Raw genomic sequence first — 20,301 nt, 5'->3', positions numbered from 1 at the left:
TTTATAATTTTCTTTTTTAAGAAAGATGTTTCTTGAAAAAATCTATAGTTCTTTTCCAGGATAAATCTGCTGCTTCTTTATCAAATCTTGGAGTTGTATTATTGTGAAATCCATGATTTGCATTTGGATAAAAATGTGCTTCATATTCTATGTTATTTGCCTTTAATACTTTTTCGAAAGCAGGCCAACCAGCGTTAACTCTTTTGTCTAATTCACCATATTGTAATAATAAAGGCGCCTTTATTTTTTCAGCCATTTCGTCATTTGGTTGTCTTCCATAATAAGGGACTGCAGCACCTAAATTTGGTACTTGTACAGCCATCATATTCGAAATCCACCCTCCAAAACAGAAACCTACTACACCAACTTTACCTGAACATTTTTTATGATTTTTTACATAATTGTAAGCAGCAATAAAGTCTTCTAGCATTTCTAAACGATCTCTTTTTCTTTGCATAGCTCTACCTTCATCATCGTTTCCAGGATAACCCCCTAAAGGTGTTAAAGCATCTGGAGCTAAGGTTATAAAACCTTCTAAAGCAGCTAATCTTGCAGTATCTTTTATATACGGATTTAATCCTCTGTTTTCATGAACAACTACAATTCCTGGTAATTTACCTTTTGCATCTTTAGGTATAGATAACAACCCATCAATCTTATTTCCTCCTTTAGGAGAATCATAAGTAATCATTTTAGAATCTAATCTTGGATCATCTTCTGGAACAATAATAGAATCGATATAATTGGGTGATATAAAACTCAATAAAGCTGGCAGTGTAATTGCGCCAACTGCATACATAGATAATTTTTCTAGAAATTGTTTTCTTGTAAGTTTATTGTGAGCATAATCGTCATATAAATCAAATACTTCTTGACTTATATCTTCTTTTTTTAATTGTATCATAGTTGGTGAATTTAACCTTTACAAGATAATTATTTCTAAGTAAATTTCTTTATCCAATAGGTATTTATCAATTTTAAAGATAATAAGGCTCCAACTATAATACTAAATTTATGAAGTAATTGAAAGTTAATTGTTTCATTTAGAAATTTGGCTAAAGCAAAAGTAATAAGTGTACCTATAATAATTAAGAGAAAGCTATATAACACTTTTTGTTTCGCTTTATTGATTTCATTTTTATTTTCTAATTGAAATGAAATAGATTTGGTGAGGTATAATTCTAAGTTTTTAAAAAAGTTATCAAATAAACTTTGAAAAGCAAATGGAGTAATATGTGCATTACCATAATTACTGTATTTTAATAGAATTTCATCTTCAAATATGTTAACAATAACTTCAGACTCCCAATTTAAAGGATTAAATGTCCATCCTTGAAGAAAAGAAAATTTCTTAAAAAAGACATATTCGTTATTTCCATTTTCTTTGAATTTATAATTATAATTTTCGAAATAGATTTTTGTTTTTTCTAAAGTATTTTTAGATTTTTTAATTTTTATTCGAAGTTCTTTTTTATAGATATTCATTCTTTTTTTTATAAAAATAAGAATTAACTACAAACTTTACAATCTTCTTTTTCTTGAATTTCTCCAACTAGATTTCCATCAGCATTCAATTGAAAACCACAACAATCTATAAATCCTTTTGCAATGAGTTTTCTAGCACGTTGTATTTGTGATTTTGTAGTTGATAATGTTTGGTTAAGTTGCGTTGCAATTTCTTGCTGTTTTAATCCTTTTATATCAGATAGAAATAAGGGGTCTCTATATTTTTTTGGTAGGTTTTTAAGAATACCTTGTAAACAATCTTTTTCTGTATGAATATTTTCTTCTATAGTTTCTTCATTTTCAAAATTGATGATTTCAAATGTTTTGTTTTCTGATTTCCAATAATCTAAAATAGAATTACGAGCAATTGTAAAGCACCAAGCTTTCAGTTTTTTAATATCTTTAAGTGTATGTAATTTGGTATGGATTTTTATAAAAGTATCCTGCAAAATATCATCAGCAATAGTAGTATCTTTTACTTTGCTGATGATAAAATGTTTTATATCTTTAGAATAAGATGTCCAAACTTGCTTTGTGGTCATTGCTAACAGTTACAATTTTTACATGTACAATTTTTACAAGTACAGTTTTTGCAATCTTCATTTATACATGCAGCACAGCCACAAGTACAATTTGTATTTTTAAAAGTTTTCATAATATAAATTTTTAATGTTCATATAGTAGACTTGTAACTCTTTAAAAAGATGCATTAATTTAAAAATATTTTTTTAATTCTTTTCTAACTGGTAAAATTTTAATGGGTGAAATATTTGTTCCACCAGTGTTTCCTCTAGGTACCCAAATTAAGGTAAAGAATATAGAAGCAAAAATTCTTAAAATCTGACCAAAAATTTCTTTTTTACTTTTTTTCTTAAGAGCATAAATAAGCATCCAATAGTGGCTTAATGTATGTCTATAAATATTTTTTTGCCCTAATATATGTGCGTTTTCAAGATGATAAAAAGCAGTTTTATACTTTTTTTCGTTAATTAATTTTTTGGCTAAATTAAGTTGCCTATAAAATACCTTTTTTAAAACTTTTTGTTTCATTGAGTTTTAAAAATAGACGAAAATAAACTTAAAAAGATGCAAAAAAAAATCTAACGTTTTTTGTTTAGAGTTATTTTTGAGTTTATAAAAAATTGTATCAAGAAATCTCATATAAAAGTTCTCGATATAAAATTGATTTTTCCAAATCAATTCCACTCGAACTGACATTTTTTATTTAGAACGTGAACCAACAAATTGATCTGATTTTAATTTGAACAACACATTAAAGGTTGTTAAGCTTCCATAAATTCTAGTAATATATTGTTGCAAGTCAATTTTATCTTGATCATCTAGTGTTTTACTAGAGTTAATTTTTTGTTCCATAACTCTAATTCTATCTCTAACCAACACTATTTTATGGAAAAATGTATCAATAGGAATTTCTTTAGAAGCTAAAGTTGTGTCTTTAGGTTCAATTATCAATTTACCTCCTTTCCAACGATCTGCAATAGGAGAAATCTGAGTAACATCAGACCATTTTTGTAAAATTTCTTTTAGAGATTTTTCTACTTCATAAAAACTTACGCTATCTACTTCGTCTTCAACAGCTTCAATAATTTCAAATTCACTGTCAATATCAATTGTTTCTAATCCGTTTTCTAAAAAAGTTACCCAATAGTGTTTAGCAGTAACATTTGTTACTACCCCTTTACCATATGTTGAATGCTCTATTCTTGAGCCTATACCTAATAATTTCATAATATATATTTATACTAAAAATATATATTTATAAAATCAATAGAAAATATTTCTAAGAAAATATAGAATTTAATCTATTAAGCGATTTTAAGTTTAATCCTTCTTAGTGAAACCATATAAATTTTGACCAACAAAATCTTGTGGAAACTTATCATCACCTTTAAAACCAATTTCTATAGTACCACTATCTTCAGGTACATAATTTGTTTTAAATATGTAATCCCATAGACTTAAACTTATTCCATAATTCATACCATTTCTACCTTCTGGAACATTATAGGCATGATGATATAAGTGCATTACTGGATTATTAAATACGTATTTAAAAATACCCCAAGTAATTTTAATATTTGCATGGTTAAAATGCCCAATAGCGATTGTTATAAAGTGAACTATATAAGCTTGTTCAGGTTCAAAACCTCCAATAATCATGACACCAAAGGTTTTTAATGGTTTGTATAAGATGTTTTCCATCCAATGATATCTTAAATGCGCTGCAAACCCCATTTCTTTAACACTGTGATGTACTTTATGAAACCTCCATAAAAACTCATATCTGTGTAATAAGACATGTGTAAACCATTGTACAAAATCTAAGATGATAAAAAACACAAGTAATTGAATACCCATGCTCCATTGAGATATATCAAATAATGCAAGAGATTTTGCTGTTATATTAAACTCACCAAATAACAAACCTAAAATTTTATAAACTCCACTAATTACTATAGAGAAAACAAAGAAGTTAAAAAACATGTAAAATGCATCTAACCAAAAGTCACGTCTAAAAATAGACTGGTTTTTACGCCAAGGAAAAGCAATTTCTAACCCCCAAACGATTAAAGAAATTACAATTAATCCCCAAAAATAATTGGTATACCAAGGAACTTCAAAAATGATTGATTTCCACGTCCAGTCTACGGTTCCTGTAAATGCATTTACAAATGCGTCTAAATATTTATTCATGATTATTTTTTTTAAGTGTTGTTGAACTTCCTATTTCATGAGGTAAATTGTCAAAATGACTCCATTCTGTCCAAGAACCATCATAGTTTTTTACATTTTTATAACCTAATAACTCTGTAAGTATAAATGTTGTATGCGCTGAACGCACTCCACTATGACAATACAAAATTATCGAATCATTCTTTCTTATATTTAATTTGCTATAGATTTTTTCTAATTCCTCTATTGGTTTTATCAATTGATTTCCATGAAAATTAATTGCTTCTGCCCAATCAATATGTATACTATTTGGAATTCTACCTGGTTTTGCAGCTCCTTTTTTATGATAATCACCATAAAACTCTGCTATAGTTCTAGTATCTAATAAAATAGTATTTGTTTTTAAAGCTTTGTAGACTTCTTCTTTTGAAATAAATAGATTCTTTTTATTAGTTTGAGATAGTTTAAATGAAGTTTTAGAGAATTTCGGCTCTATGTTAGAAACATCTCCATTTATAGTTTTCCAAGCAGTAATACCTCCTTGTAATAATTTTACATTTTTAAAATTATAAACTTGAAGAATCCACCACAACCTAGCAGCTTCACACAATCCTTTATCATCATAAATAACAACAGTGTCTTCTGATTCTATACCTAAATCGCTAAATAATCTTTCAATTTGTTGAGATGAAGGCATCATACCACTATAAACATAATTAGGATTTTCTAGATCTGATCTCCATATTTGAATTGCATTTTTAATGTGTTCTTTTTGGTAATCTTCTTTTTTTCTAAAATCAAGAATTTTAATTTTATTATTAGAAGCAATTTCTAATAATTCATTAGCATTAATTAAATAATTAGATTTCTTAGAATAAGATTTTTCTACACTTTCTTTTTTACAAGAAAACATCAAAAAAATTATTAAAATTAGATTAATCTTTAAGTTCATACCAATCTATGTTTGAAAGAGTCATTCTTCTTCCTATTTGATTTACTGGATAATTCTCAACCAAATAGTTTACTATTATTTCTTGGTTTTCTCCTAACTGCCAAAGATTTTGTTTTTCTTGCATCCATTTGATGGTTTCATTCCATCTTTCAGCATTCATTCTGTTTTGGGTTACTAGTTTTGCTGAGTGACAATTAGTACAATTGTTCACAACAGTCATTAGTCCTTTACCATCTTTTAAACCAGTTCTTACGTGAATTCCATTTTCTATCCTATCTTCATCAACTAAAACTTCTTCATACAATTTCTCTTGACTATTAAATATTGATAATGTAGGATCATAAATACTTAACAATAATAAAATTGTAGCTAGAGAGGTAAAAAACATAGCATATTGAGCAGTTTTCTCAGCTTTTTTAATTTTTTTAAAGAATTCTTCGTCACGCTTCATTAGCTAACTTTTACTGCAATTCTATGACAAGCATTATTTAAATAACCTTTTGGATTCCATCCAGGAACTACCATTGGCTGAGCAACTCCATTTGAATCAGTAGCTTTTGCCCAAACTTCATAATATCCGATTTTAGGAAATTGAATAGTTGCTGAGAAGTGTTGCCAAGCTAAACGATTTGTAGGTTTTTCTAATTCACATTCTTGCCAAGTTGCACCAAAATCTATTGAGTATTCTAACTTTGAAACCTCTAATTCTCCTGCCCAAGCATGACCTCTAATGTTTAATGATTTATTCTTTTTAATCATTGCACCAGATTTTGGATAGGTAATTAAAGATTTAACTGGCATAGACTCAATAATGCACATGTCTTTATCTTCTACCTTTTCTCCTGGGGCAACATTTTTACAAGGCACTCTGTATGCAGTACCTGTCATTTTTGGCCCATCATGAACAATGTTTCTTACACTTATGGTGTTTACCCATTTACCTGAGACTGAAGCTGGCCAACCACCAGCAACTAATCGTAAAGGATAACCATGTGCTAATGGAATGTCTTTACCATTCATTTGAAAAGCCAGTAAAGTTTCTTCTTGCATTGCTTTAGAAATTGGGCATCCTCTAGAAATTGGTTCTTTAGAAGGGTCTCCACTTAAATGTGTGTCAGCAGAATGATAAGCAATGTAAACAGCATCACTTTTTATACCTACATCTTCTAATAAATCTTTTAAACGTATACCTGTCCAAGAAGCACAATGTACAGCACCAACAGTCCATTGATTTCCTTTGGCAGGAGGATTAAATTCACTTCTACCATTTCCACCACATTCTAGAGTTAGTTGATAAGTATAATGTTTAAATTTAGATTTTAATTCTTGTAAGGTATATGTTTTTTGTTGTTTTACGGATTCACCATTAATAACTAATTTCCAATTATCAGCGTTTATATTTTCTGGAATTTTACCATTATTTCTAATAAACATTGAAGAGTTTGGTGTTACTTTATCATCTAGTAGATGAGCTTTTGCTTCAATATTCCAAGGCTTATCATTCAAAACCACCATTTCATTATTTTTTTTAAATAATTTAAAAGGGTCAGGTTCTTGAAGAGCAAGTGGTGTATAACCATCTATCATATTCGATCCAAATACAATTTCTGCGCCTACAATTGCAGCAAATGAACTTAGTACAGATTTTTTTACAAATGATCTTCGATTCAGCATGGAATTATTTTATATAAATTATTTAAATGCACAATTTACAACCATTACAGTTTTTGTTGTGTAACATTTGTTACCAACTGCGATGTAAATATGTTTTAATATTACAAAATTTTTAAATAATTAATCTATTAAGGAATGAAGAAAAGTTTTGAAACAAGTTTTACAGGATGGGCATTTGTATTAGCAGCTATTTTGTTATGGTTTGGTTGGGTATTATCACCACATCATATAGGAGAATATATTGTAGCATCCGATTTTACTAAAATAGGAGATAGTGTTTGGTTTTGGATATGGATGTATCGTTTTCATATTTTTGGATGGGTAACTATGGGGATATCAATGTTTGCATTATTATCTATAATTACAAATAGACCTTACAGAACAGTAGTTTTACCTGGTATAGGAATGATAATTGTTGGTACGTTTACTTTAGCTATAGCTAATGCATTTTATTATAATTTTGGAGCTTGGGGTGTTGGAAAAACAGCTGGATTATCAGCTGCAGAAATTCAGGAATTTATAGATGATATTTTGTTTACAAATCAATATGTTACTTGTTTTATTCGATTTGGTAGAATTTTTTCTGGTGTTGGTTTTGTTTTATTAGGAGCTGCATTTCTAAAATGGAATTTAGTAAGCAAATGGTTAGGTTGGTTTACAGTTTTATTTGGGTTAGCAGCTATGGGAATTATTTTAGGAATCCCTGATAATTTTGAAATATATAAACCTCTCTTTCATGTTAAAGTACTTTGGTTATTAGTAATGGGTATCACATTATTAACAAAAGGAATTAATTTACCAAAAGAAGTAGCTTAATAGCTTATGAGGATAAAGATTATTTTATAGTATTATTAATCGATTGTAAGAATTATTTAAAAGTATAATTGATAAAAATTTACAATTTTTTAAAAAGTAAAATCCGCATAAATTATGCGGATTTTACTTTTTTGTTCTATCTGAAAATAACTAAAAAGTTATAGATATTTATTTTTTATATAAAGAGAAGTTCTTTTTCTATTTACATATTTCTTCTATACTGACCACCTACTTTAAATAAAGCTTCTGTAATTTGCCCTAAAGAACAAACTTTGGTAGCATCCATCAGTTTATCAAAAAGATTTTCATTTTGAATAGCAGCTTCCTGTAGTATTTCTAATTGTTTTTTAGAATTATTTTTATGAGCCTCATTCAAGTTTTCTTTTGTTTTTATTTGATTTTGCTTTTCTTCTTCTGTTGCTCTAATTACTTCTGCAGGTAAAACTGTTGGTGAACCTTTAGAACTTAAAAAAGTATTTACACCAATAATCGGGAATTCTCCTGTATGTTTTAATGTTTCGTAATACAAACTTTCTTCTTGAATTTTAGAGCGTTGATACATAGTTTCCATAGCTCCTAAAACACCACCTCTTTCTGTAATTCTATCAAATTCTTGTAAAACAGCTTCTTCTACTAAATCTGTTAATTCTTCAATAATAAAAGAACCTTGAATTGGGTTTTCATTTTTTGCTAATCCTAATTCTTTATTGATGATTAATTGAATAGCCATTGCTCTTCTTACAGATTCTTCTGTAGGTGTTGTAATAGCTTCATCGTAAGCATTTGTATGTAAAGAATTACAATTGTCATAAATTGCATACAATGCTTGTAGTGTTGTTCTAATATCATTAAAATCAATTTCTTGAGCATGTAAAGAACGACCAGAAGTTTGAATATGATATTTTAACATTTGCGCTCTTGGATTTGCACCATATTTATGCTTCATTGCTTTTGCCCAAATTTTACGAGCTACTCTACCAATTACAGCATACTCTGGGTCTATACCATTTGAAAAGAAAAACGATAAGTTAGGTCCAAATTTATTAATATCCATTCCTCTAGATAAGTAATACTCAACATAGGTAAACCCATTTGCTAAAGTTAATGCCAATTGTGTTATTGGGTTTGCGCCAGCTTCAGCAATATGATAACCAGAAATAGAAACCGAATAAAAATTACGTACTTGTTTTTCTATAAAATATTCTTGTACATCCCCCATTAAACGTAAAGCAAATTCTGTAGAAAAAATACAGGTATTTTGAGCTTGATCTTCTTTTAAAATATCTGCTTGTACAGTTCCTCTAACTTGTGCTAAGGTATCTTTCTTTATTTGTTGATAAACCTCAGAAGGTAAAACTTGATCTCCTGTAAGTCCTAAAAGAAGCAATCCTAGACCATTGTTACCTTCTGGTAAATCTCCTTGATATTTTGGTCTTTCTAATCCTTTTGCATCGTAAACTTCTGCAAGTTTAGCTTCAACTTGAGCTTCTAATTGATGTTCTTTGATATATTTTTCACAATTTTGATCTATAGCAGCATTCATAAAAAAACCTAACAACATTGGTGCAGGACCATTAATAGTCATAGAAACTGAAGTCATGGCATGACTTAAATCAAATCCTGAATATAGTTTTTTTGCATCATCTAAACAGCAAATAGAAACTCCAGCATTACCAATTTTTCCATAAATATCTGGTCTGTGTCCTGGATCATTTCCATATAAAGTTACAGAGTCAAATGCTGTAGATAAACGCTTTGCATCCATACCTAAGCTTACATAATGAAAACGTCTGTTGGTTCTTTCTGGTCCACCTTCACCTGCAAACATTCTTGTTGGGTCTTCACCAGTTCTTTTAAAAGGATATAAGCCAGAAGTGTAAGGGAATTCTCCAGGAACATTTTCTTGTAAGTTCCATTGTAATAAATCTCCCCAAGCTTTATATTTTGGTAAGGCAACTTTTGGAATATCTGAGTGAGATAGTGATTTTGTATGCGTCTCAATTTTAATCTCTTTATCTCTTACTTTAAAAGTATAAATTGGGTCTTTGTATTTTTTTACTTTATCATCCCAATTTAAAATGATTTCCCAATTGTATGGATCTAAGTCTAATTTAACTCTATCAAATTCTCCAATTAATAATTTTATAAATTGAGTATTTTCTTCAGTTTTAGTTAGTTTATCAGTATCAATTCCAGATTTATCTAAGCTTACTTTTGCGCCTGTTACACTCTCTAATGTTTGATAAATACCATATAATTTTTGAGCAACATTTACTTGTTGTTCGGCTTTACTGTCATAACTTCTATTGTTTTCAGCAATTTCAGATAAATAACGTACTCTTTTTGGAGGAATCACATATATCTTTTCAGACATTTCTTTTGTGATTTCCATTTTAGAGACCAAGTCTGCATTTGTTTTTTCAACTAATTTATCCATAATCGCTTTGTAAAGCGAGTTCATTCCAGGATCATTAAATTGAGATGCGATTGTGCCAAATACAGGCATATCATCCATATGAATATCCCATAAATTATTGTTACGCATGTATTGTTTTTTTACATCACGTATAGCGTCTAAAGCTCCTCTTTTATCAAATTTGTTAATGGCAACTAAATCTGCAAAATCTAACATGTCTATCTTTTCTAATTGTGTTGCAGCTCCAAATTCTGGAGTCATAACATATAAAGAAGTGTCTGAATGCTCTATGATTTCTGTATCAGATTGCCCAATTCCTGAAGTTTCTAAAATGATTAAATCAAACTCAGCTGCTTTTAAAACTTCTACAGCTTCATTTACATATTTAGATAAAGCTAAATTCGATTGACGAGTTGCTAAAGAACGCATATAAACACGTTCGTTATTAATAGCATTCATTCGAATTCTATCACCTAATAATGCACCACCAGTTTTTCTTTTTGATGGGTCTACAGAAATTAGACCCACTGTTTTATTTGGAAAGTCTATTAAAAAACGACGCACTAATTCATCTACTAAAGATGATTTTCCTGCACCTCCAGTTCCAGTTATTCCTAAAACAGGAGTTTTAGAATTTTTATTTTTTTCATGAATTTTAGCTAATGTATCTTTTGCAACTTCTGGAAAGTTTTCTGCAGAAGAAATTACTCTTGCTAGTTTTCTTGCCTCTTTTTGTTTTAGTTCTTCAATATTAATGTTTAATTGATCTCCAATAGCAAAGTCAGATTGTTGCACCAAATCATTAATCATACCTTGTAATCCCATTTCTCTTCCATCATCAGGAGAGTAAATACGAGTAATTCCATAATCCATTAAATCTTTAATTTCTTCTGGTAAAATTACTCCACCTCCACCACCAAATATTTTAATATGTTCTGCACCTCTTTCTTGAAGTAAGTCGTACATGTATTTAAAATATTCGTTATGACCACCTTGATAAGAAGTCATTGCAATAGCATTTACATCTTCTTGTATTGCACAATTAACTACTTCATCTACACTTCTATCATGTCCTAAATGAATGACCTCAACACCTGTAGATTGTATTATTCTACGCATTATATTTATAGCAGCATCATGTCCGTCAAAAAGCGAAGCAGCAGTTACAATTCTAACTTTATGTTTAGGTTTATAAGGTTTAATTTGTTCCATTCGTAAAAAAAGTATGATTTATGGCTTGCAATTTACGGATTTTTCAAAAATTGATACTAATCTTTGATGATTATAAAGTGTTAATAAACTCTCAAAAAGAATATATTTGTGTACTACTTTAAAAATCAACCTTAAAAATGACATTTAAAGAAAAGATTAAGCAAGGAATTCCTGCAAATTTACCTGAAAAAAAAGTGTATGATACATCTAGAAATCATGCCCCAAAAAGAAAAGAAATTTTATCTGATGAAGAAAAGAAGCTAGCTTTAAAAAATGCACTTCGTTATTTTGATGATAAACACCATGCAATATTATTGTCTGAATTTGCAGAAGAGTTAGAGAAATACGGTCGTATTTATATGTATCGTTTTCAACCAGATTATAAATTGTATGCAAGACCTATAGAAGAATATCCAGGAAAATCTGAACAAGCAAAAGCTATCATGCTAATGATTCAGAATAACTTAGATGATGCAGTTGCACAGCATCCAGATGAATTAATTACTTATGGTGGTAATGGAGCAGTTTTTCAAAATTGGGCTCAATATTTACTTACAATGCAATATTTGTCTGAAATGACAGATAAACAAACATTAGTCATGTATTCTGGGCATCCTTTAGGTTTATTTCCTTCTAATAAAAATGCTCCAAGAGTAGTGGTTACCAATGGAATGGTTATTCCTAATTATTCAAAACCAGATGATTGGGAAAAAATGAATGCTTTAGGTGTTTCACAATATGGGCAAATGACAGCTGGGAGTTATATGTATATTGGACCTCAAGGTATTGTTCATGGAACAACAATTACAGTTTTAAACGGATTTAGAAAAATTGGAAAACCACCAAAAGGAAATTTATTTGTAACTGCTGGTTTAGGGGGAATGTCTGGTGCACAACCCAAAGCTGGTAATATTGCTGGTTGCATAACAGTTTGTGCAGAAGTTAATCCTAAAATTACTCAAGTTCGTTTAGATCAAGGTTGGATAGATGAAAAAATAACTGATTTAGATGAATTAGTAGAAAGAGTAAAAATAGCAAAACAAAAACAAGAAACTGTTTCTATTGCCTATTTAGGTAATATAGTTGAGGTTTGGGAAAAGTTTGATGAAGCAGAGATATTTATTGATTTAGGGTCTGATCAAACTTCTTTGCACAATCCTTGGGCTGGAGGTTATTATCCTGTAGATATTTCATTTGAAGAGGCTAATAAAATGATGGCTGAAAATCCTACTTTATTCAAAGAAAAAGTGCAAGAAACTTTAAGAAGACATGCTAAAGCAATAAATAAACATACAGAAAAAGGTACTTATTTTTTCGACTATGGAAATGCATTTTTATTAGAAGCAAGCAGAGCAGGAGCAGATGTGATGAATCCTAACAAAGAATTAGGTCGTGAATTTAAATACCCAAGTTATGTTCAAGATATTATGGGACCAATGTGTTTTGATTATGGTTTTGGACCTTTTAGATGGGTATGTGCTTCAGGGAATTCAGACGATTTAAAAAAGACTGATAAGATAGCATGTAAAGTCTTAGAAAAGCTAAAAGAAAAATCACCTAAAGAAATTCAGCAACAAATGGCTGATAATATCCAATGGATAAAAGGTGCGCAAGAGAATAAATTAGTGGTGGGTTCTCAAGCTAGAATTTTATATGCTGATGCAGAAGGTAGAGTAGAAATTGCAAAAGCATTCAATAAAGCTATTAAAAAAGGAAAAATAGGACCAGTAGTTTTAGGTAGAGACCATCATGATGTTTCAGGAACTGATTCACCCTACAGAGAAACATCTAATATTTATGATGGCTCAAGATTTACAGCAGATATGGCCATCCAAAATGTAATTGGAGATAGTTTTAGAGGAGCAACTTGGGTTTCTATTCATAATGGAGGTGGAGTTGGTTGGGGAGAAGTTATTAATGGTGGATTTGGCATGCTTCTTGATGGTAGTAAAGCAGCAACAAAGCGTTTAAAATCAATGCTTTTTTGGGATGTAAATAATGGAATTTCTAGAAGAAGTTGGGCAAGAAATGATGAAGCAATTTTTGCAATTAAAAGAGCTATGAAATCTGAAAAACAACTTAAAGTTACACTCCCAAATAAAGTTGATGAATCGCTTTTGGATAGTTTAACATAAATATATCTCTTATGAAAAAAGTAATTTTATTAATATTTGGCGTCATTTTAATGACATCTTGTAATTCATTAAAAGTAACAACAGATTATGATACAGCTGTTAATTTTACTAATTACAAAACGTTTGCTTTTTTTAAGCCTGGAATAGATAAAGCTGATATTTCTGATTTAGATAAGAAAAGAATTTTAAGAGTAATAGAGGCAGAACTTACTGCTAAAGGTTTAACAAAATCTGAAAATCCAGATATGCTAGTTAGTATTTTTACTAAGTCTAGAGAAAGGGTAGATGTAAATCAAAACAATTTTGGCTGGGGCTGGGGTTGGGGTTGGAACCCTTGGATGTGGAATAATGGTATGAATAACGTAAATGTTTCTCAATATACAGAAGGTACTTTGTTTATAGATTTTATAGATAAAAATAAAAAAGAATTGATTTGGCAAGGAGTTGGTACAGGTGCTTTAAAAATTCAAAATAGAGAAAAAAAAGAAGAAAGAATTAAAGAATTTGTGAAAGAAATTATTTCTAATTATCCTCCAGAAACAAAAAAATAAATGCATAAAAAAAACTCCGAAATTAAAATTTCGGAGTTTTTTTATCAATAATTAAATCTACTATACGTCTGCAGATTTTACAGTTTTTATAATTCTTCCTGCAATTTTGTATGGGTCTCCATTAGAAGCTGGTCTTCTATCTTCTAACCATCCTTTCCAACCTTTCTCTACAGTGATAATTGGAATTCTAATTGAAGCACCTCTGTCAGAAATACCATAAGAGAAGTCATTTATAGAAGCAGTTTCATGATCTCCTGTTAAACGTTGGTCATTAAACTCACCATAAACAGCAATGTGTTCTTTTACAACTGGTCTAAATGCTTCACATACTTTTTCGTAAACTTCTTTAGAACCACAAGTTCTTAATAAAGTATTAGAGAAGTTTGCATGCATACCAGAACCATTCCAGTCCATTTCTTTTCCTAATGGTTTTGGGTGATACTCAATATACCAACCATATTTTTCTGTTAATCTGTCTAATAAATAACGTGCAACCCAGATTTCATCTCCAGCTTTTTTTGCACCTTTTGCAAATAATTGAAATTCCCACTGTCCAGAAGCAACCTCTTGGTTAATTCCTTCAAAATTTAAACCAGCGTCAATACATAAATCTGCATGTTCTTCAACTAAGGCTCTACCATGTGTGTTTCTACCACCAACAGAACAATAATACATTCCTTGAGGAGCAGGATAACCACCAACAGGGAATCCTAAAGGTAACTGAGTTTTTCTGTCCATAATAAAGTACTCTTGCTCAAAACCAAACCAAAAGTCATCATCTTCATCATCAATTGTAGCTCTACCATTAGAAACGTGAGGTGTACCATCTGCGTTTAAAACCTCAGTCATTACTAAATAACCATCTCTTCTTGCTGGATCTGGATATATTGCAACAGGCTTTAATAAACAATCTGAAGAACCACCTTCTGCTTGTCTTGTAGATGAACCATCAAAAGACCAAATTGGACAATCTTCTAGTTTTCCGCTGAAATTCTCTTCAACTTTAGTTTTACTACGCATGTTTTGAGTTGGAAAGTATCCATCTAACCAAATATATTCTAATTTAGACTTACCCATAATATAATTTATTTATGTTTTCTTAATTTAGGTACAAAAATGATATAATTTAAATACATATCAAAAAAAAAAGGGGGTAAAAAAATAAAAAGTAATTAAAAATAATTTTATCCCTAATTTTTATAGGGTATCTTTGTAATAAAAATAAAATATACCATAAAAAAATCATATTATGTCAACAATTAGATTTGCTGCATTACAAGAAACCTTAAAAAGAAGTCCAAAAAAAATTGTAGAAAAAGAAAAAAGATCTTCATTATTTGGTAAAAATGTTTTCCATAAACATGCTATGCAACAGTACCTAACTAGATCTGCATATGAAAGTGTAATGAATGCAATTGAAAAAGGAACAAAGATTGATAGAAAAATAGCAGATCAAGTTGCAGTAAGCATGAAAGATTGGGCAATGTCTAAAGGTGCAACTCATTATACGCATTGGTTTCAACCTCTTACAGGAGCCACAGCAGAAAAACATGATGCGTTTTTTGAATCTATAAATGGTAGTTTAGCTATGGAGAAATTTGATGGAGAACAGTTGGTTCAACAAGAGCCAGATGCATCAAGTTTTCCAAATGGTGGTATCAGAAATACTTTTGAAGCAAGAGGTTATACAGCTTGGGATCCAACTTCACCAGCATTTGTATATGAAACTACATTATGTATACCCACTATTTTTGTTTCTTACACAGGTGAAGCTTTAGATAATAAAACTCCATTATTAAGAGCATTACAAGCTATAGATACTAATGCAACAGCTATTTGTAAATATTTTGATAAAAATGCATCTAAAGTAAATGCTACTTTAGGTTGGGAGCAAGAGTATTTTTTAATTGATGAAGCACTAGCAAACTCAAGACCTGATATTATGTTAACAGGAAGAACTTTGTTAGGACACACACCTGCTAAAGGTCAACAATTAGATGATCATTATTTTGGAAGTATCCCTACAAGAGCAATGAGTTTTATGCAAGATTTAGAGCAAGAAAGCATGTTGTTAGGTATTCCTGTAAAAACAAGGCATAATGAAGTTGCTCCCAATCAATTTGAGTTAGCTCCAATTTTTGAAGAAGCCAATTTAGCAGTAGACCATAATTCATTATTAATGGATATTATGGGTAGAATTGCAAAACGTCATCAATTTAAAGTGTTGTTTCACGAAAAGCCATTTTCTGGTATAAATGGTTCAGGTAAACATAATAATTGGTCTTTGTCTACTTCAGATGGAACTAACTTATTGAGTCCAGGTAAAACTCCTATGAAGAATTTACAATTCTTAACCTTTTTTGTAAACACAATTAAAGCTGTTTACAAATACGAAGAATTGTTAAGAGCTTCTATTGCATCTGCAAGTAATGATCATAGATTAGGAGCAAATGAAGCACCACCAGCTATTATTTCTGTTTTTATTGGTAGTCAACTTTCTGAAGTTTTAGACGAATTAGAAAATGTAACAAAAGGTAAATTATCACCTCAAGAAAAAACAGATTTAAAATTAAATATTATTGGTAAGATTCCTGAAATTTTGCTAGATAATACTGATAGAAATAGAACTTCACCATTTGCCTTTACTGGTAATAAATTTGAGTTTAGGGCTGTTGGATCTAATACAAATTCTGCAATTCCAATGACTGTTTTAAATACTATTGTAGCTAAACAATTAAAGGAGTTTAAACTTGAAGTAGATGAATTAATAGATAAGAAAAGTCTTAAAAAAGATGAGGCTATCTTTAATATTTTAAGAGAATACATTAAAGATTCTAAAAAAATTCGTTTTGAAGGTGATGGTTATGGTATTTCTTGGGAAAAAGAAGCAAAAAAGAGAGGCTTAAGTAATAATAAAACAACACCAGAAGCATTAAAAGTAAAGATTTCTAAACAAGTTTTTGATCTGTTTGAAGAAATGGATGTAATGAACAGAATTGAATTAGAAGCTCGTTTTGAAATTGATGTAGAAGAATATACGAAACGTTTACAGATAGAAAGTAGAGTTTTAGGAGATATTGCAAGAAATCATGTAGTGCCTACTGCTATAAACTATCAAAATACTTTATTAGAAAACACAAAAAATCTAAAAGAAATATTTGGAGAAGAATATAAAAAAATTGCAAAAGAGCAGATAGAATTAATCATGACTATTTCTAATCATATCACAGAAATTAATGCTTTAACCTTAAAAATGATTGATGAACGAAAAAAAGCAAATCAATTAGAAGGATTAAAATCAGCAGAGGCTTATTGTAATAAAGTAAAGCCATTTTTTGATGAAATAAGATATCACTGTGATAAATTAGAAACTATGGTAGATGATAATATTTGGCCTTTAACAAAATACAGAGAATTATTGTTTACAAGATAAAATAAAACATCCTACTTTACAGTAGGATTTTTTTTTGAAAACCCTAAATTTGCAGTTCAACATATTACCATGAGTCAAGAAGTTTCTAAAAGATATGCGCAAAGAGGTGTTTCTGCCTCTAAAGAAGATGTACACAATGCTATAAAAAATATAGACAAAGGTTTGTTTCCAAAAGCATTTTGTAAAATAGTACCAGATCATTTAACAAATGACGAAGACTATTGTTTAATTATGCATGCAGATGGAGCAGGTACAAAATCTTCTTTAGCTTATATGTATTGGAAAGAGACTGGAGATTTATCTGTTTGGAAAGGTATTGCACAAGATGCACTAATCATGAATATTGATGATTTATTATGTGTTGGAGCTACAGATAACATCATGCTATCTTCAACTATAGGACGTAATAAAAGTAAAATACCAGGTGAAGTTTTATCAGCAATCATAAACGGAACAGAAGAATTAATTGATGATTTAAAAAAATTCGGAGTTACCATTCATTCAACTGGAGGAGAAACTGCAGATGTTGGTGATTTAGTTAGAACTATCATCGTAGATTCTACTGTAACTGCTAGAATGAAACGTTCTGATGTTATAGATAATGCGAATATAAAAGCTGGTGATGTAATTGTTGGGTTAGAAAGTTTTGGACAAGCAACCTATGAAACTGAATATAATGGAGGTATGGGTTCTAATGGATTAACTTCTGCTAGACATGATGTTTTTCATAAATATTTAGCTGATAAATATCCAGAAAGTTTTGATGCAGCTGTACCCTCTGATTTAGTATATTCAGGAAATATAAAATTAACAGATGAGGTTGAAGATTCACCTATTGATGCAGGTAAATTAGTGTTATCACCTACAAGAACTTATGCACCAATTATTAAAGAAATTTTATCAAAATACAATTCAGAGCATATACATGGAATGATTCATTGTAGTGGAGGTGCCCAAACTAAAATCTTGCACTTTGTTGATGATTTGCACATTATAAAAGACAATATGTTTGCAATTCCACCTTTGTTTAAATTGATACAAGAGCAATCAAAAACCGATTGGAAAGAAATGTATCAAGTATTTAACTGTGGTCATAGAATGGAATTGTATGTTTCTCCTGAAATTGCAGAGGATATTATTGCCATATCAAAATCTTTTAATGTTGATGCTAAAATTGTAGGTAGAGTAGAGGCTTCTTCCAAAAAGAAACTTACTATAAAAAGTGAGTTTGGTGTTTTTGAATACTAGTTTTCTTTCTCAAAAATAAAATCTATTCTAAAATCATCATTTTGTACAATAGCTTTTAGTTGATTGTTATCAACTAAATAAGTTATTTTTTTTGGGAATTCATTTTGTGGGTTTTCACAAACAAAAGAAGTATCTGTTTGCTTTGTGAATTTAAAAAGTGTTGGGTTTTCATTAACACCAACTACTTGTAAATGTAAAGTGTCATTAATTTTAACAATACTTAATTGTTCGCTAAATGTAGTTTTACCATCTTTTATAGTGTAGCCAAGCCCTTTAAAATCTGAATTCCAATTTTCAAATGTTTGACTCCCAGGTTTGTCATTTAAACGTTTCCAATTACCAATTAGAAATGTAGGATTTTTAGTTTTTTTTGTATTATTATCACAAGAAACTATACAAAGAAAGCAAATAGATAAAAGTAGTAATCTCATAAAAAAAGGTTGATCTATCCAAATATAGCTATAAAAATTGTAAATTCGCAAACCAAGAAACGAGGATAAGATGATAGAAAAAATACAAATTGTAAAACAACGTTATGATGAGGTTTCTGACCTTATTATTCAGCCAGATATTATTGCTGATCAAAAGCGTTATGCACAATTAAGTAAAGAATATAAAGACTTAGGAGATGTAGTAAAAATTGGTAAAGAATATCAATCTTTACTAAACAATATAGAAGAAGCTAAAGAAATTATAGCAGATGGCTCTGATGCAGAAATGGTAGAAATGGCTAAAATGGAAATGGATGAAGCCAATGCTAGAATTCCTGAATTAGAAGAGAAAATTAAATTCATGTTGATACCTAAAGATCCAGAAGATTCTAAAAATGCAGTTGTAGAATTAAGAGCTGGTACAGGTGGAGATGAAGCAAGTATTTTTGCTGGAGATTTATTTAGAATGTATTCTAAATATTGCGAAAGTAAAGGATGGAAAGTTTCTACTGTAGACTATTCTGAAGGTACTAATGGTGGATTTAAAGAAATACAATTTGAAGTTACTGGAGAAGATGTTTATGGTACCTTAAAGTTCGAAGCTGGTGTACATCGTGTACAAAGAGTACCACAAACAGAAACACAAGGTAGAGTACATACTTCTGCTGCAACATGTATGGTATTTCCAGAAGCAGAGGAGTTTGATGTAGAAATAAATCCTAAAGATGTAAGAATAGATTTCTTTTGTTCATCAGGTCCTGGAGGTCAATCCGTAAACACTACTTACTCTGCAGTTCGTTTAACGCATATACCAACTGGTTTAGTAGCACAGTGTCAAGATCAAAAAAGTCAGCATAAAAATAAAGAGAAAGCTTTTAAAGTTTTACGTTCTAGATTATATGATTTAGAATTAGCTAAAAAGCAAGAAGCAGATGCTGCAAAACGTGGTTCTATGGTTACCTCTGGAGATAGAAGTGCGAAAATTAGAACGTATAATTATCCTCAAGGTAGGGTTACAGACCATAGAATTGGTTTAACATTATATGATTTATCTAACATTGTTAATGGTGATATCCAAAAAATAATTGATGAATTAATGTTAGCAGAAAATACAGAAAAACTTAAAGAATTAGGTGATGGTTTTTAACCATTTTACTATAATCAAATTTAAAGCCTCATTTTTGAGGCTTTTTTATTTGAGTTAATTTTTAAATGATATGGGTTAATTGAAAC

The 20,301-nt window shown here is 29.9% G+C and carries 18 protein-coding genes; 6 read left to right on the top strand and 12 right to left on the bottom strand.

Annotated elements, in window-relative coordinates; all coding sequences use genetic code 11:
- Positions 1-16: 16 nt before the first annotated feature.
- The 9 genes from ACFOWD_RS00145 to ACFOWD_RS00105 form a co-directional block, all read right to left on the bottom strand.
- Complete coding sequence (locus ACFOWD_RS00145; protein WP_377407087.1) at positions 17-904, bottom strand: dienelactone hydrolase family protein; 888 nt, start codon at positions 902-904, stop codon at positions 17-19.
- Between the two features lie 35 nt (positions 905-939).
- A complete protein-coding gene (locus ACFOWD_RS00140; protein ID WP_377407085.1) occupies positions 940-1,485 on the bottom strand; it encodes a hypothetical protein in 546 nt (181 codons plus the stop codon).
- A 23-nt stretch (positions 1,486-1,508) separates the two neighbouring features.
- Complete coding sequence (locus tag ACFOWD_RS00135) at positions 1,509-2,048, bottom strand: sigma-70 family RNA polymerase sigma factor (protein WP_377407083.1); 540 nt, start codon at positions 2,046-2,048, stop codon at positions 1,509-1,511.
- A 172-nt stretch (positions 2,049-2,220) separates the two neighbouring features.
- Positions 2,221-2,556: a DUF3703 domain-containing protein gene (locus ACFOWD_RS00130; protein WP_377407081.1), complete on the bottom strand. Its 336-nt coding sequence runs from the start codon at positions 2,554-2,556 to the stop codon at positions 2,221-2,223.
- A 171-nt stretch (positions 2,557-2,727) separates the two neighbouring features.
- On the bottom strand, positions 2,728-3,255 hold the full coding sequence (locus ACFOWD_RS00125) for a hypothetical protein (RefSeq protein ID WP_377407079.1): 528 nt from the start codon (positions 3,253-3,255) through the stop codon (positions 2,728-2,730).
- Positions 3,256-3,348: 93 nt separating this feature from the next.
- The gene (locus ACFOWD_RS00120; RefSeq protein ID WP_298995555.1) at positions 3,349-4,221 is read right to left on the bottom strand and encodes a sterol desaturase family protein; all 873 of its coding nucleotides are present in this window, start codon (positions 4,219-4,221) and stop codon (positions 3,349-3,351) included.
- Positions 4,214-5,152, bottom strand: a complete 939-nt coding sequence (locus ACFOWD_RS00115; RefSeq protein WP_377407077.1) for a sulfurtransferase — start codon at positions 5,150-5,152, stop codon at positions 4,214-4,216. Before ACFOWD_RS00115 ends, ACFOWD_RS00120 begins: the two co-directional genes overlap by 8 nt.
- Positions 5,136-5,603, bottom strand: a complete 468-nt coding sequence (locus ACFOWD_RS00110) for a monoheme cytochrome C (RefSeq protein WP_377407075.1) — start codon at positions 5,601-5,603, stop codon at positions 5,136-5,138. Before ACFOWD_RS00110 ends, ACFOWD_RS00115 begins: the two co-directional genes overlap by 17 nt.
- Positions 5,603-6,823 (bottom strand): sulfite oxidase, encoded by a 1,221-nt coding sequence (locus tag ACFOWD_RS00105; RefSeq protein ID WP_377409585.1) that lies wholly within the window; start codon positions 6,821-6,823, stop codon positions 5,603-5,605. The genes ACFOWD_RS00110 and ACFOWD_RS00105 overlap by 1 nt, the downstream gene beginning before the upstream one ends.
- A 138-nt stretch (positions 6,824-6,961) precedes the next feature.
- Here ACFOWD_RS00105 and ACFOWD_RS00100 point away from each other — a divergent pair, with 138 nt between their 5' ends.
- Positions 6,962-7,642 (top strand): hypothetical protein, encoded by a 681-nt coding sequence (locus ACFOWD_RS00100; RefSeq protein ID WP_377407073.1) that lies wholly within the window; start codon positions 6,962-6,964, stop codon positions 7,640-7,642.
- A gap of 202 nt (positions 7,643-7,844) precedes the next feature.
- Here the strand turns inward: ACFOWD_RS00100 and ACFOWD_RS00095 are convergent, their stop codons facing one another.
- Positions 7,845-11,270, bottom strand: a complete 3,426-nt coding sequence (locus ACFOWD_RS00095; protein WP_377407071.1) for a methylmalonyl-CoA mutase family protein — start codon at positions 11,268-11,270, stop codon at positions 7,845-7,847.
- Positions 11,271-11,407: 137 nt separating this feature from the next.
- Here ACFOWD_RS00095 and ACFOWD_RS00090 point away from each other — a divergent pair, with 137 nt between their 5' ends.
- Both ACFOWD_RS00090 and ACFOWD_RS00085 read left to right on the top strand, forming a co-directional pair.
- Positions 11,408-13,405 (top strand): urocanate hydratase, encoded by a 1,998-nt coding sequence (locus tag ACFOWD_RS00090; protein ID WP_377407069.1) that lies wholly within the window; start codon positions 11,408-11,410, stop codon positions 13,403-13,405.
- Positions 13,406-13,416: 11 nt separating this feature from the next.
- Entirely contained in the window at positions 13,417-13,956 is a 540-nt protein-coding gene (locus tag ACFOWD_RS00085) for a DUF4136 domain-containing protein (protein WP_377407067.1), read from the top strand.
- 60 nt (positions 13,957-14,016) lie between these two features.
- On the opposite strand, the gene ACFOWD_RS00080 is transcribed toward ACFOWD_RS00085, so the two are convergent.
- Positions 14,017-15,033, bottom strand: a complete 1,017-nt coding sequence (locus tag ACFOWD_RS00080) for a glutamine synthetase beta-grasp domain-containing protein (protein ID WP_298995534.1) — start codon at positions 15,031-15,033, stop codon at positions 14,017-14,019.
- Between the two features lie 172 nt (positions 15,034-15,205).
- Here ACFOWD_RS00080 and ACFOWD_RS00075 point away from each other — a divergent pair, with 172 nt between their 5' ends.
- Positions 15,206-17,389, top strand: coding sequence for a glutamine synthetase III family protein (locus ACFOWD_RS00075; RefSeq protein ID WP_377407065.1), 2,184 nt, complete (start codon positions 15,206-15,208; stop codon positions 17,387-17,389).
- Between the two features lie 69 nt (positions 17,390-17,458).
- The gene (locus tag ACFOWD_RS00070; RefSeq protein WP_377407063.1) at positions 17,459-18,637 is read left to right on the top strand and encodes an AIR synthase related protein; all 1,179 of its coding nucleotides are present in this window, start codon (positions 17,459-17,461) and stop codon (positions 18,635-18,637) included.
- Here the strand turns inward: ACFOWD_RS00070 and ACFOWD_RS00065 are convergent.
- The gene (locus ACFOWD_RS00065; protein ID WP_377407061.1) at positions 18,634-19,068 is read right to left on the bottom strand and encodes a DUF6265 family protein; all 435 of its coding nucleotides are present in this window, start codon (positions 19,066-19,068) and stop codon (positions 18,634-18,636) included. The genes ACFOWD_RS00070 and ACFOWD_RS00065 overlap by 4 nt on opposite strands.
- Before the next feature lie 70 nt (positions 19,069-19,138).
- Between ACFOWD_RS00065 and prfA the strand changes: the two genes are divergently transcribed.
- Positions 19,139-20,215, top strand: a complete 1,077-nt coding sequence (gene prfA / locus ACFOWD_RS00060; protein ID WP_377407059.1) for a peptide chain release factor 1 — start codon at positions 19,139-19,141, stop codon at positions 20,213-20,215.
- Positions 20,216-20,301 lie beyond the last annotated feature (86 nt).

The sequence above is a fragment of the Polaribacter marinivivus genome (assembly GCF_042651285.1).
GTDB classification, from domain to species: domain Bacteria; phylum Bacteroidota; class Bacteroidia; order Flavobacteriales; family Flavobacteriaceae; genus Polaribacter; species Polaribacter marinivivus.
This window is presented reverse-complemented; position numbering and strand designations above follow the sequence as displayed.

Coding starts and splice junctions, on each gene's coding strand:
- ACFOWD_RS00115 (WP_377407077.1), bottom strand. CDS start 5,152: ATGAACTTAAAGATTAATCTAATTTTAATAATTTTTTTGATGTTTTCT.
- prfA (WP_377407059.1), top strand. CDS start 19,139: ATGATAGAAAAAATACAAATTGTAAAACAACGTTATGATGAGGTTTCT.
- ACFOWD_RS00135 (WP_377407083.1), bottom strand. CDS start 2,048: ATGACCACAAAGCAAGTTTGGACATCTTATTCTAAAGATATAAAACAT.
- ACFOWD_RS00070 (WP_377407063.1), top strand. CDS start 17,459: ATGAGTCAAGAAGTTTCTAAAAGATATGCGCAAAGAGGTGTTTCTGCC.
- ACFOWD_RS00140 (WP_377407085.1), bottom strand. CDS start 1,485: ATGAATATCTATAAAAAAGAACTTCGAATAAAAATTAAAAAATCTAAA.
- ACFOWD_RS00125 (WP_377407079.1), bottom strand. CDS start 3,255: ATGAAATTATTAGGTATAGGCTCAAGAATAGAGCATTCAACATATGGT.
- ACFOWD_RS00085 (WP_377407067.1), top strand. CDS start 13,417: ATGAAAAAAGTAATTTTATTAATATTTGGCGTCATTTTAATGACATCT.
- ACFOWD_RS00130 (WP_377407081.1), bottom strand. CDS start 2,556: ATGAAACAAAAAGTTTTAAAAAAGGTATTTTATAGGCAACTTAATTTA.
- ACFOWD_RS00100 (WP_377407073.1), top strand. CDS start 6,962: ATGAAGAAAAGTTTTGAAACAAGTTTTACAGGATGGGCATTTGTATTA.
- ACFOWD_RS00065 (WP_377407061.1), bottom strand. CDS start 19,068: ATGAGATTACTACTTTTATCTATTTGCTTTCTTTGTATAGTTTCTTGT.
- ACFOWD_RS00080 (WP_298995534.1), bottom strand. CDS start 15,033: ATGGGTAAGTCTAAATTAGAATATATTTGGTTAGATGGATACTTTCCA.
- ACFOWD_RS00090 (WP_377407069.1), top strand. CDS start 11,408: ATGACATTTAAAGAAAAGATTAAGCAAGGAATTCCTGCAAATTTACCT.
- ACFOWD_RS00110 (WP_377407075.1), bottom strand. CDS start 5,603: ATGAAGCGTGACGAAGAATTCTTTAAAAAAATTAAAAAAGCTGAGAAA.
- ACFOWD_RS00095 (WP_377407071.1), bottom strand. CDS start 11,270: ATGGAACAAATTAAACCTTATAAACCTAAACATAAAGTTAGAATTGTA.
- ACFOWD_RS00120 (WP_298995555.1), bottom strand. CDS start 4,221: ATGAATAAATATTTAGACGCATTTGTAAATGCATTTACAGGAACCGTA.
- ACFOWD_RS00075 (WP_377407065.1), top strand. CDS start 15,206: ATGTCAACAATTAGATTTGCTGCATTACAAGAAACCTTAAAAAGAAGT.
- ACFOWD_RS00145 (WP_377407087.1), bottom strand. CDS start 904: ATGATACAATTAAAAAAAGAAGATATAAGTCAAGAAGTATTTGATTTA.